The sequence below is a fragment of the Pseudomonas sp. PSB18 genome (assembly GCF_014596565.1).
Lineage (GTDB): Bacteria > Pseudomonadota > Gammaproteobacteria > Pseudomonadales > Pseudomonadaceae > Aquipseudomonas.
Genome location: NZ_NOIN01000008.1, coordinates 286,384 through 297,889 on the forward strand (window position 1 = coordinate 286,384; position 11,506 = coordinate 297,889).

Here is an 11,506-nt window from a genome sequence, read left to right on the forward strand (position 1 = left end):
CTTGAGATCGCTATCGCGGGCAAGCCTTGCTCCCACAGATCCTGCTTCCCCAGGCTCTATTTGCCAAAGGGTCTAGGCGCTGACTTTAAGCCCGATCAACCCCGCCACGATCAACGCCACACTGACCAACCGAACCAGTGCCATCGACTCGCCAAACAGAATAATCCCGGCGATCACCGTGCCCACGGCGCCGACTCCGGTCCAGATCGCATAGGCCGTGCCCAGTGGCAGTTCCTTCATCGCCAGGCCGAGCAGGCCGAGGCTGATCGCCATGGCCGCAATCGTCAATGCAGTAGGGAGAGGGCGGCTGAAGCCGTCGGTGTATTTCAGGCCGACAGCCCAGCCGACTTCGAACAGACCGGCAAAAAACAGAATGATCCAGGACATCGAGCACCTCCATCAATGGATGGGGTCGTCCCCGGATTGACACTTGATCGACGGGCGGGATCAAGTGGCGGGGTCGTCCCCGCGCTGAAGGGTAGAGTGCCCATTCCCGGGCACTCGATCAAGCCTGTATTCAGTCGATCGCTTGCCCGGCGGCGAGCGCTTCGCGGTCCTGCTTTTCGCTCATGCGGCGGAAGTAGGTTGAGAGCAGTGCCCCGGAAATGTTGTGCCAGACGCTGAACAACGCGCTGGGCACCGCCGCCAATGGCGAGAAGTGCGCACTCGCCAGGGCCGCGCCCAGACCCGAGTTCTGCATGCCCACTTCCAGCGCCAGGGATTTGCGCTGGGCTAGTGGCAGCTTGAACAGGTGGCCGGTGAAGTAGCCCAGCAGGAAGCCGAAGCTGTTATGCAACATCACCACCGCCATGATCAGCAGGCCCGACTCGGCGATTTTCGCCTGGCTGGCGGCGACGACAGCGGTGACGATGATGACGATGCTCACCACCGACACCAGCGGCAACACCTCCACCGCGTGGCGAACCTTGTCCCCCAACAGTCGTTGCGCGACCACGCCCAGGACGATCGGCAACAGCACCACTTGCAGGATCGACCAGAACAGCTCCATGAACGACACCGGCAACCAGGCCGAGGCCAGCAGCCAGATCAGTGCGGGCGTCAGCAGCGGCGCGAGCAGGGTGGTGACGGCGGCGATGGCGACCGACAGTGCCAGGTCGCCACGGGCCAACCAGGTCATGACGTTCGACGAGGTACCACTCGGGCAGCAACCCACCAGGATCACGCCGACGGCGATTTCCGGCGGCAGGTGGAACACCTGGCAGAGCAACCAGGCCACGCCGGGCATGATCACGAAATGCGCAACCACGCCCAGCGCCACACGCCACGGATGGCGAGCCACTTCGGCGAAGTCCTCGAGCTTGAGGGTCAGGCCCATGCCGAACATCACCAGTCCCAGCAGCGGCACGATGGCGCTTTTCAGGCCGATGAACCAGGTTGGCTGCAGGAACGCCACGATGGCGAAAATCAGTACCCAGTAAGCGAAGGTATTGCCGACGAAGCGGCTCAGTGCAGCCAGTGCGCGCATGACCAGATCCTTGTTATCAATAATTGAAACCACACAAAACCAATGTGGGAGCGAGCCTGCTCGCGAAAGCGGTGCATCAGCAAACATCAGTGCTGAATGATCCGACGCTTTCGCGAGCAGGCTCGCTCCCACAGGGGTAACGCTATGTCGTCAGATCCCCTGAGGTGTCTCTTCCCCACCCAACGCTTCCACCAGCGCCGGCAGGAATTCGCCGAAGGTCAACATCATCAGGGTGAAGCTGGCGTCCAGTTGGCCGAGGGCTTCATCGCCGCCGTCCTGTTCCGCCTGGTCCTGCAGCAAATCTTCGAACTTCAGGCGCTTGACCACCATCTTGTCGTCGAGGACAAAAGACAGCTTGTCCTGCCAGGCCAGCGACAGTTGCGTCACCACCTTGCCGGTGTTGAGGTGCAGCTGGATTTCATCGCTGGTCAGGTCCTGGCGCTTGCAGCGCACGATGCCACCGTCTTCATGGGTGTCGCGCAGTTCGCATTCGTCCAGCACGAAGAAGTCGTCCGCGGCTTTCTGGGTCTTGACCCAGTCGGTCATGATGGCGGTCGGTGCTGTCTTGACCGTCAGTGGACGCACCGGCAGCGAGCCGATGACTTCGCGCAGGGTGGACAGCAGGTCCTCGGCGCGTTTCGGGCTGGCGGAGTTGACCAGGATCAGCCCCTGTTTCGGCGCGATGGCGGCGAAGGTGGAAGAGCGACGAATGAACGCGCGCGGCAGGAACGCCTGGATGATTTCATCCTTGATCTGGTCCCGTTCCTTTTTGTAGACCTTGCGCATTTGTTCGGCTTCGATCTCTTCGACCTTTTCCTTCACGGCATCGCGTACGACGCTACCAGGCAGGATGCGTTCTTCCTTGCGTGCAGCGATCAACAGGAAATCCTGGCTGACATGTACCAGAGGAGCGTCTTCGCCTTTGCCGAACGGCGCGACGAAACCGTAAGTGGTCAACTCCTGGCTTGCACATGGACGCGCCAGTTTGCTGGCCAGTGCAGTTTCCAACGCCTCGGCATCAAAAGGCAGATCTTGGGTCAGGCGATAGATAAGCAGGTTTTTGAACCACATGGGGTGAGTCTCTCCTTTATACAAAGGAGCGCATTATTCTCTTCGCGGCGCCATAGGCCAACCCTTCGCTAAGCCTTTGGAAGGCCTGAGGAAATTAATTTAAAAAGTGCTTGCCAGCTTGGAGGGCGCTCCGTAGAATGCGCGCCACACCGAAAGCGAAGGGTGATTAGCTCAGCCGGGAGAGCGTCTGCCTTACAAGCAGAATGTCGGCGGTTCGATCCCGTCATCACCCACCATTCGTTCCAAGTGTTACGCGCAGCGGTAGTTCAGTCGGTTAGAATACCGGCCTGTCACGCCGGGGGTCGCGGGTTCGAGTCCCGTCCGCTGCGCCATATTTGCTTATCCAGGCCCACTGAACACCTGGAAGCCACAAAACAAGCGGCCTTGAGCCGCTTTTTTTGTGCCTGTAATTCCATTCGGATCCATTCTCAGCAAGGGTTTCAAGTACACCATTGGTGATACTTCTGCCGTGTTAATGGCGACCCACTTCTCTGTCTTTTCCTGACAACTCATGCCTGTCGCAATAACCCTGAGCCGGTCAGCTGCGTAGGCGTGCTCGACGTGCTCCCGCGATTGGGGCCCATCCCGATCGTTGGGTTTGGCAAATGGGGATCACTTGTGCCTAACTGCGTCGATAACAAGCGAGGACGCTCCATGCGACGTAGAAGCGCACAGTACTGGCTTTGGGTTGACAGGCGTCTGCCTGGCAAAATCTATAATGACCTTCTCAACGATGGGCGACAGGTCGAGGTACAGGCCCGGTTGACACTGGAGCGTGGGATTCAGGTCTTCATAGGGGTATATGCAGCCGACGGTGCTGTGATTTGCGAAGAGCTTCACGACCGTCTCGCCGGTGAAAAATTAGCCTCCGCGCTGGCTTGGGGCGTACAACATGCGCGCTTCAGGATCATGCAGTCGGAGTGTTTCAAAGCTCCGCATCGCCCACAATTTACCCTGAGCCCAGTGATCGTCGATGAGGTCAAGTTGATGCTACGGCGCGTGGAGATGGACGAACGAGAACGTTTGAGACTGCAATCGCAGGATGCTTGGGATGAGTATGTCGAAGCTAAAAAGGCGATGCATGATTTGATGCGTCAACTCCGAGTGGATCGCGAGGCATGGACCGAATGCCAGGAGCGATTGCGGCAGGCGATTGATCGCCGAGCCTCTATTGCGCGAGTTTATTTGCAAGCCACGCTCACAGCTGATTGAGTCGAGCAGGGGGCTGGGCACGTCCCGATGAGAGGAGCTGACGCGGACGATTGCGCATCTGCGTAATGAAGGCCACTGAAGCGGGTTTTTGGCTGTTTTGTCGCATTTTCTTTTTTTTTAAAGTTTTGCAATTAAATCAGCACGTTACAAAAAACTGTGAGAGAATGCGCCCCGCATCGAAAGTGCAGGGTGATTAGCTCAGCCGGGAGAGCGTCTGCCTTACAAGCAGAATGTCGGCGGTTCGATCCCGTCATCACCCACCAAACTTTCAATGTTACGCGCAGCGGTAGTTCAGTCGGTTAGAATACCGGCCTGTCACGCCGGGGGTCGCGGGTTCGAGTCCCGTCCGCTGCGCCATATTCGATGACTTGGAACACTGAACGCCAGGTCACCCATAAAAAGCCCGCTCATTGAGCGGGCTTTTTGTTGTCTGTCGTTTGAGTGGGCACGCCTTGGCGGTCCCTGATTGCGTTCCCACGCGGAGCGTGAGAACGATCATTCCCAAGGCATTTTATCTACTGCTCGGCGTTCCGGCTGTGACGGTAATCGCTGACCGCCTCGTACACCGCCTTACGCAAGCGGTTGATGCCGCCGATAGGGCGGTGCGCCTCGATGCCGAACCACGGATTGAACGACAGGTTGTCGCAGGCCAGATTCAGCTTGGGGGTGTCGAAGTCCTGGGGCGGTACCTTGATTCGCGCCACCGTCTCGAACGGCGCGTCACTTTCTTGCCATTCAATGCTGGTGTCCTCGATCGGCATGTATTTGCCTGGGTCCTGGCGTTGGATCTGCAGGACAAAACACGCCGGCACCCGGTCTGTGGATAACTGCTGATGCAATGCACTGCGCAGGAAGTTCGGCAGTGCCTGGTTTTGTGCCGGCAGGGTATAGCTTGGGCAACTGTCCGGGTCTGGCGCGACACGAAACTTGGCGTTGGCCTCGCCGAACTTGTAGGGCGATACCGAAAAATACGTAGTCTGGGTCGGACTGGCGGGAGGCGGTGACAGCGTCGCCAGGGCGATGAACAGATGGCGGATCTGCCAACTGCGCGGGTCCAGTCCTGGAAAGAAAGCCATCACTTTTTTTCCATCGGCCTGGGCGGCCACATTCTGACGGTACTCGGCGACATCACTGACGAAGAAGTTCGGGTGATTGAACATCACGAAATCCTGTTCGCCCTGTGACTGTCGCTCCCCCAGCAACGACTTGCCCGGCACGTTCAACAGCTTGATGGCCATCCCGCGTGCATCACGCAGGCTATCGAACTGAGGATATGCATTGCCGTTGGACAGGCGCATCGTCGCCTGCCAGACCTTGCCCGGCTCGGCAAACACGCCCTGGCGCAGGGGGGCTGGCAGGTCGGACGGCACTTGGACTTCGGCCATCACGCAGCCGTGTGCCTTGGCATGGGCGTCCCGCAGATAACGTGTACCTTCGCGATGCTGATCGACGATGCGGATGGCAGTCTGGATGATCTCCTGGGTCATGGCGGCTTCGCCGGGTGGTATCTGTTCCTTGTCCGACACCGGTCCGCTGTGTTGCCAGGCGAACCACGCCGTGGCGAACGCCCAACCGAGCAAGCCGATGCCCAGCAGCCACAGGAGTGTCTTGCCCAGAAAGGCGCCGAGGCGCAGCCAGAGCGTGATCAGCATGGGTCAGTCCTTTTGCCTGAGAGATTCATCATCACAGTTGCGATTCCAGCGGCCCGCCCAGCACCTTGAGGTATTCCAGCAATGCCCAGCGTTCCTGCGGTTGCAGCAGGCGACCGATCACCCCGTTACCCTTTTCGCCGGCGCGGAATTCATGGCCGCTGTTGTGGTTGCCGGTGATCCGGGTGTCGAAGAGAAAACCGTTGGTAAAGGCTTCGGTGCGATACCCCAGGTGCCGGGGATCGTATTCGAAGTTGCCTTTATAGAAGGTGGTCGCTCGTTCGTCCTGGGGAGACAGCAACTGATAGATCGTCGGCACCGAGCCGTTATGCAGGAACGGTGGCGTGGCCCAGACGCCGGCCAGTGGCCGGGCCTTGTAGGCGCGCAGTTCACGCACACCGATGGGCAGGCCGAAGCCATCCATGGCCGGCCGCTCGACCGGGGTGACACCGGCGTCGCGGTAGGCGCGGTTCTCGACGAATGCCGTGACGTAGGCCAGGCCCTTGGCGACCGAAACCTGGCTCAGGTCCAGCGGTTGTGTCGGGGTCGGGTGCAGTTGCACGTCCAGTTTCGCCAGTTCGGCCGGGTCCCATTGCAAGCTGGTCAAGTCGAAGCGGTGGTCGGCAATGTTATTGGCGGTGCCCGGATCGGTGCCGATTACCTTCACCGGCAGCATGTGCAGTTGCTGGACCGGTCTGTCGGGGCCCTGGACCACATTGGGCACATGGCAGCCGGCGCAGTTTTCGGCGAACAGCGCCCGGCCCTTGGCGGCGAGGGGTTTATCGATCGAGCCCAGTAGTGCTTCCGGCCACACCGGGGGTTTGAGCAACTGCAAGGTTTCTTCGATCGTGTGCAGATCGCGCACGCGTACGCTGGAGGGGTAGCGCGCGTCGCCCTGCAACGGCTTGCCCTGGGCATCGAAGAAATTCAGCGTGGCGCCCACACCCAGCGCTTCACCGACGTTGCGGGCCATTGGTTGTTGGGCCGAGCCGTTCCATTGCACCCAGTCGAAGGTCCAGATATCCCACAACTGCGGGTAATCCACTGGAGCGTCGGCGACTCGGTAATTCTTCGCCGAAATGGCGTCGCCGAAACTGGCATTGGCGATGCGCCCAAACGCGTCGGTGCGGCCAGGCCCTTCTTCGGTGGGGTAGAGGCCGCGGTGGGTGTCATTCCAGGCGACCCGCAGGAACGTATCCAGGGAGTCCTTGAATGCCTTGCGCAATGCGTCGTGTCGGGCATCGTCGTACTCCTGGCCCAGGACCTGACGGGCGAAGCGTTCGAATTTCCATGGGTTGTAATAGGTCGAGGCGAGGCTGGCGACCAATGCCTGTCCGAAACTGCCGCCGCGCAAGGTCGGCACGCTGGAGGGCAGGACGTGTTGCGCCGAGCCGCCGTCGATCCGGATCGCCTGGCCCTTGAAGCGCAATTCGCCGGTGTGGCAGGCGGCGCAGGTGATGTCCAGGAATTGTTCGGTGCTGCCCGGGTTCTGGTGTCGCGCAAAACCCACTGGAAGGTTACCAGGGTTCTCCTTCGAGGCTTTCTGCGCCGGATCGACGAGAAAGCCGAAACGCGCCAGGTATTCGGGCGAAGCGAAGCGCTGCTGCGAGAATGGCAGCTCGAGGGCCGTGAACCAGTCGTAGCGCAGGCCTTTGACCTGCGTCCCCTGGGGCGTGAAGTAATACGTCTGACGCTCGGCGGCGCTCCATTGATCCAGGTAGTGCACCTGTTCCACGGGGGTGTAGAACGGCAGGCGCGGATTGGCGACGTAATAAAGCACTACGGCCACGGCGATCAATACCAGTACGAGGAGCAGCAGGAAAATGCGAGAGAGGAGGCGCACGGTCACATCCTTGTTTTTTTGATACGCCCTTATGCCTCAGCGCCGCGCGGCCGGCAAGTGGCCATTATTTGCCGGCCGCGGCGTGCGGCGATAGGTCCCTGTAGGTAATAGATGACAGATGCTTCATCCGCACAGGATCAAAAAGCGTTTGTGGCACCTGAACTTATCCCCGGTTTTCGGCTCACATGCCGGTAGCCATTGGTCGTGGCGGCCTGATAAGCTCGCGGCTTTACTCGATTGCCCTTTAGGCGCATGAACAAGGAAATAGCATGAAACAGCATCGGTTGGCGGCGGCGGTTGCCCTGGTTGGCCTGGTACTCGCAGGTTGCGATTCGCAGACCAGCGTTGAGCTGAAAACCCCGGCGCAGAAAGCTTCCTACGGTATCGGCCTGAACATGGGCAAAAGCCTGGCTCAGGAAGGTATGGACGACCTGGACTCCAAAGCGGTCGCCCAAGGCATCGAAGATGCCGTCGGCAAGAAAGAACAGAAGCTGAAAGACGAAGAACTGGTCGAAGCCTTTGCCGCACTGCAAAAGCGTGCCGAAGAACGCATGGCCAAGATGAGTGAAGAGTCGGCGGCTGCCGGCAAGAAATTCCTCGAAGAAAACGGCAAGAAGGCTGGCGTGACCACCACCGCTTCCGGCTTGCAGTATGAAGTGGTCAAGAAAGCTGACGGCCCACAGCCCAAGCCGACCGACGTGGTGACTGTCCATTACACCGGCAAGCTGACCAATGGCACCGTGTTCGACAGCTCCGTGGAACGCGGTAGCCCGATCGATCTGCCGGTCAGCGGCGTGATCCCGGGTTGGGTTGAAGGTCTGCAACTGATGCATGTCGGCGAGAAGTACAAGCTGTACATCCCGAGCGACCTGGCCTACGGTGCCCAGAGCCCGAGCCCTGCGATCCCTGCCAACTCGGTTCTGGTCTTCGACCTGGAACTGCTGGCGATCAAGGATCCGGCAAAAGAAGACGCAGCCAAGTAATCGCGTCTCCTATAACGACAACGCCTCGCTTATGCGGGGCGTTGTTGCATCCGGGCGGCGGAAAATCCGAAAAAACCGAACGCACCTCGCAGACCGCAGTCATAGGCAATACAGGCGCTGCGCTAGACCCAGTCGGCCTGTCAAGTCAATGAAATATTGGGTTTTTTTATGTGAGTAAAAAACGCCCGATCTGAGCTCAGGCCTTATGAAACGGGGGCTTCAGCGGTGAAATGCAGCTCTGTTCACAAGGTTATCCACAATTTGTGTGGATAACATTTCAGTAGGAAGAAAAAATGAAGGCACCGTGGAATTTTGCACGATTCCTGCCTTTGGCAGGACGGTTGCTGGCCCGTGGCCGCTTGCCGACGCTACTGTTTGCCGTCGCCCGCAAGGGAGCCCGGGAGGGCGGGCGGCTGGGGAGACTCAAGGACGATCTGCGTTTGTTGCAGGCGTTGTGCCTGGCTTACTGGCGCGGCGAATACCGGGCGGTCAGCGCCAAGTCGCTGCTATCGGTGGTGGCGGGGCTCATGTATTTCCTCAGCCCCCTGGATGCGATCCCGGATCTGCTGCCGATGTTTGGCATGATCGACGATATCGCCGTACTGGCGTGGATCATGAAAACTCTCGATGACGAGCTCAGTGCCTTTCGCGCCTGGCGTGATGCGCAGTCCCCCGACAAGCTCGCACGGGTCGAACGACTCCCCGATACCCCTCGACAACTTCAGCTCGAGGAACAGAAAAAGCCCTGATTCTGTTCGTTTCCATTCGGACGACCATCACCCCGCGACCTTAGCCGCCATTTAGGATTACACTTCCAAGGAAAAGGCTGACTCGCTAAGTGTCGTTGTCCTACGGGGTAGAGATGGATATTCAGATAATCACACGCGACGGAGAGCCCGAGTACGCGGTTTTGCCGTGGGAGCAGTACCAGTCGTTGTTGAGGGCCGCAGGCATCCATCAAGCACCGCCGCAAGAGGCCTCGGCCCAACACGCGGCGGCACCGGACCAGATTCTTCCTGGCCTGGATCAATTACGCAGTTTGCGCGAAGGGAAGGGCATCGCCATCGAGGCGCTGGCCCGCACGGTAGGTATCAGCCCGTCTTATCTGGCCATGATCGAAAGCGGCGAGCGTCAGCCCGATGCTGCGATTCGGCGTAGTCTGGCCTGGGAATTGACGGTGCCGGGTTGGAGGGAAGGATCGTGAGTGTACGTATCAGTCGGCAGCATTGGGATGGGTTGTTGGGCGAGTTGGACCAGGCGCGCCGCCAGCGCCATTTGTTGACGTATCGTGCCTTGCTGGAGCGTTTGCAACTGCCCAGCCCGGCCATGCAGACCCTGACCGCCGCCCTTGAACATCTGGCGGCGCTGGACGCTCGGGCCGAGCAGCCGTTGCGCAGCTCCCTGGTCATCAGCCAGGGCGCCAGCCGGTTGCCCCGCACCGGTTTCTTCGAGTGTGTGGAACGCCTGGGGCGTTTTTCCGGCCCTTCCGATGGCGTGGCCGCCGCGTCCTGGCATGCTTCGGAAGTGGTCCGGGTGTTCGAGTATGAGTACCCGGAGTCGGCGGAGGCCTGATTGTTCTGACGGAGCCTGGCGCGGACCGGTTAAAGAAAAATTGGAAAAACCGGACGTTCTCAAGATTTTCCTGGCAGCTCAATAAAATTTGGGCGGCCAAGTCGAAATGAAGAGGTTTGCCTGGGCTCAGTTGGTTATGCGGCTGTAAATCGCGGGCGCTTCAGCAATTGACGCATGTGCTGAACAATAGCCGACGACTTTTTTTGCGGATTAAAGACCCATCGACTCCAAGGAGGCGATGGGTTTTCGCATTTAGCGAATCGCCCTACGCCCACTGCATCTTTCCCTGACTTATTTCCTCAGCCATCCCCGGCAAAGTCTCGCGCTTCCTGAGTGCTGCGAGACGTTTGCCCATGTTCGACCGGTTTTCCCTGTTGGTCCTTGATCGCTTCATGCCTTGATGGATCAGGTGCACCGTATCGAGCAGGAGCTCGACAGTTTCAAAGACACCCTTTCCCTATATCGCCAGCAACTGGAGCGCTGGTACGGCCGTGTGGCGGACCGGGCCAGCCAGGCGGCCGACCTGCCTTCGCTGATGGGCATGGAGCGGCTGATCCGCTTCGGTGACAGCACCACCGCGGTCAGCAGCGGCGACGACGATTTTCTCTCCACCGTCGTCCAGTGCCCCCAAGGCGGGGTGATGAGGATCGAGAGCAAGCTCGAGTCGGTGTACGACATTCCGCTGGGCGACATCGTGGTGGATGTGGTGGCGGTGGACAGCGGCGAGATCACGCCAGTCACCCTGGATGCCCAAGGTCAAGGGATCTTCGAAGGGGTGGCAGGGAGGTCCTATCAGGTTCGTGTGCAGAGCGAAGTGTCATCTGCGCAGCTCAATAAGTTGTTTTCCTCCTACGATGGCCTGACCACGGAGCTGACAGATTGGCTGCGCGGCGAGTGGCAGGGGTTCAAGCCGCAGTGGGCGCAGCAATCCCTGGCCACCTCGGCAACTGCGGTGGGCAACGGCTTGCTCGCCGGCAGTTGGGCGGCAATCGAAGGGGTATGGGACAGCCTCAACCTGCTCTCGGACATCCTCAAGGACCCCGGGCAGTTTGTTGACCGCCTGGGCAGCAGTGCCAGTCAGTTGATGACGCTGGCGCAGGACGCGCCGCAAGTGATGGCGAAGCTGCAGTTGCTGACCAGTGACGAAGCGACGCTGTGCCTGCTGGTTCGCACCGCCAGTCTCTGGCTGGAGATGTTGCCACCCAGTGAGATCGCCGGCGAAACGAGCGAAGCACTCTCGACGGTGGTGGTGCAGTTGCTGCTCGACCTGCTGATCGGCGTGGTGCTGACCTTCGCCGGGGCGGGGGCCGGCATCGCTTATCTGGCGATGCGTCTGGCCAAGCACGGCGCAAGCTTGATGAATGCCGTACAGCGTTTTGTCAGCGCGATCTTTGCGGTCGTCAACGGTTTCATGGGCTACGTCGACCGTTACAAGACGGTGGCGGCGCGCGGCATTGCGGCCGGAGTAAAAAAAGGTCGGATGCAGCTGCGTTGGGATGCGCAACGCAACACCACGCTGAAAAAACACGAACCCCACGACGACGTCCCCGCCCAATCGAAAACCCCCAACGGTGACAGCGCCGACAGCGCGGCCCTGACCCGCACCGACGGCTGCCCGGTGTCGATGGTCACCGGCGAAGAACTGCTGACCCTGGAAGACGGCCGGCTCGATGGCCGGCTGCCGTTCGTC

Annotated in this window: 10 protein-coding genes, 4 tRNA genes and 1 pseudogene; 10 read left to right on the plus strand and 5 right to left on the minus strand. The window is 59.9% G+C overall.

The window, feature by feature from the left end; genetic code table 11:
• Positions 1 to 72 precede the first annotated feature (72 nt).
• From sugE to rdgC, 3 genes are all read right to left on the minus strand, one after another.
• Entirely contained in the window at positions 73 to 387 is a 315-nt protein-coding gene (sugE, locus tag CGA22_RS20195; RefSeq protein WP_041022709.1) for a quaternary ammonium compound efflux SMR transporter SugE, read from the minus strand.
• A 130-nt stretch (positions 388 to 517) separates the two neighbouring features.
• Positions 518 to 1,486 carry a bile acid:sodium symporter family protein gene (locus CGA22_RS20200; protein ID WP_041022708.1) on the minus strand — a complete coding sequence of 323 codons (969 nt, stop codon included), beginning with the start codon at positions 1,484 to 1,486 and terminating at the stop codon, positions 518 to 520.
• A gap of 150 nt (positions 1,487 to 1,636) precedes the next feature.
• Complete coding sequence (gene rdgC / locus CGA22_RS20205) at positions 1,637 to 2,557, minus strand: recombination-associated protein RdgC (RefSeq protein ID WP_024779702.1); 921 nt, start codon at positions 2,555 to 2,557, stop codon at positions 1,637 to 1,639.
• Positions 2,558 to 2,717: 160 nt separating this feature from the next.
• Here rdgC and CGA22_RS20210 point away from each other — a divergent pair.
• The 5 genes from CGA22_RS20210 (at position 2,718) to CGA22_RS20230 (ending at position 4,126) form a co-directional block, all read left to right on the plus strand.
• Positions 2,718 to 2,793: transfer RNA gene (locus tag CGA22_RS20210), tRNA-Val, on the plus strand.
• A 19-nt stretch (positions 2,794 to 2,812) separates the two neighbouring features.
• Positions 2,813 to 2,889, plus strand: a tRNA-Asp gene (locus CGA22_RS20215).
• A 322-nt stretch (positions 2,890 to 3,211) separates the two neighbouring features.
• Positions 3,212 to 3,769, plus strand: a complete 558-nt coding sequence (locus tag CGA22_RS20220) for a hypothetical protein (protein ID WP_041022707.1) — start codon at positions 3,212 to 3,214, stop codon at positions 3,767 to 3,769.
• A gap of 187 nt (positions 3,770 to 3,956) precedes the next feature.
• Positions 3,957 to 4,032: transfer RNA gene (locus tag CGA22_RS20225), tRNA-Val, on the plus strand.
• 17 nt (positions 4,033 to 4,049) lie between these two features.
• Positions 4,050 to 4,126: transfer RNA gene (locus tag CGA22_RS20230), tRNA-Asp, on the plus strand.
• A 158-nt stretch (positions 4,127 to 4,284) separates the two neighbouring features.
• On the opposite strand, the gene CGA22_RS20235 is transcribed toward CGA22_RS20230, so the two are convergent.
• Both CGA22_RS20235 and CGA22_RS20240 read right to left on the minus strand, forming a co-directional pair.
• A complete protein-coding gene (locus tag CGA22_RS20235) occupies positions 4,285 to 5,421 on the minus strand; it encodes a catalase family protein (RefSeq protein ID WP_041021349.1) in 1,137 nt (378 codons plus the stop codon).
• A 31-nt stretch (positions 5,422 to 5,452) separates the two neighbouring features.
• Entirely contained in the window at positions 5,453 to 7,261 is a 1,809-nt protein-coding gene (locus CGA22_RS20240; protein ID WP_188258686.1) for a di-heme-cytochrome C peroxidase, read from the minus strand.
• Between the two features lie 269 nt (positions 7,262 to 7,530).
• On the opposite strand from CGA22_RS20240, the gene CGA22_RS20245 reads away from it, so the two are divergent.
• The 5 genes and pseudogenes from CGA22_RS20245 to CGA22_RS20265 form a co-directional block, all read left to right on the plus strand.
• A complete protein-coding gene (locus CGA22_RS20245; protein WP_003204577.1) occupies positions 7,531 to 8,244 on the plus strand; it encodes an FKBP-type peptidyl-prolyl cis-trans isomerase in 714 nt (237 codons plus the stop codon).
• A 293-nt stretch (positions 8,245 to 8,537) separates the two neighbouring features.
• Entirely contained in the window at positions 8,538 to 8,993 is a 456-nt protein-coding gene (locus CGA22_RS20250) for a YkvA family protein (RefSeq protein ID WP_041021348.1), read from the plus strand.
• Between the two features lie 113 nt (positions 8,994 to 9,106).
• Positions 9,107 to 9,448, plus strand: coding sequence for a helix-turn-helix domain-containing protein (locus CGA22_RS20255; RefSeq protein WP_041021350.1), 342 nt, complete (start codon positions 9,107 to 9,109; stop codon positions 9,446 to 9,448).
• Positions 9,445 to 9,816 (plus strand): hypothetical protein, encoded by a 372-nt coding sequence (locus CGA22_RS20260; protein WP_003179080.1) that lies wholly within the window; start codon positions 9,445 to 9,447, stop codon positions 9,814 to 9,816. Before CGA22_RS20255 ends, CGA22_RS20260 begins: the two co-directional genes overlap by 4 nt.
• A 400-nt stretch (positions 9,817 to 10,216) precedes the next feature.
• A pseudogene (locus CGA22_RS20265) lies at positions 10,217 to 11,506 on the plus strand (type IV secretion protein Rhs); the annotation flags it as partial.

Bases quoted from the DNA above. Each gene is read 5' to 3' on its own strand.
- sugE (WP_041022709.1), bottom strand. From the start codon at position 387: ATGTCCTGGATCATTCTGTTTTTTGCCGGTCTGTTCGAAGTCGGCTGG.
- CGA22_RS20200 (WP_041022708.1), bottom strand. From the start codon at position 1,486: ATGCGCGCACTGGCTGCACTGAGCCGCTTCGTCGGCAATACCTTCGCT.
- rdgC (WP_024779702.1), bottom strand. From the start codon at position 2,557: ATGTGGTTCAAAAACCTGCTTATCTATCGCCTGACCCAAGATCTGCCT.
- CGA22_RS20220 (WP_041022707.1), top strand. From the start codon at position 3,212: ATGCGACGTAGAAGCGCACAGTACTGGCTTTGGGTTGACAGGCGTCTG.
- CGA22_RS20235 (WP_041021349.1), bottom strand. From the start codon at position 5,421: ATGCTGATCACGCTCTGGCTGCGCCTCGGCGCCTTTCTGGGCAAGACA.
- CGA22_RS20245 (WP_003204577.1), top strand. From the start codon at position 7,531: ATGAAACAGCATCGGTTGGCGGCGGCGGTTGCCCTGGTTGGCCTGGTA.
- CGA22_RS20250 (WP_041021348.1), top strand. From the start codon at position 8,538: ATGAAGGCACCGTGGAATTTTGCACGATTCCTGCCTTTGGCAGGACGG.
- CGA22_RS20255 (WP_041021350.1), top strand. From the start codon at position 9,107: ATGGATATTCAGATAATCACACGCGACGGAGAGCCCGAGTACGCGGTT.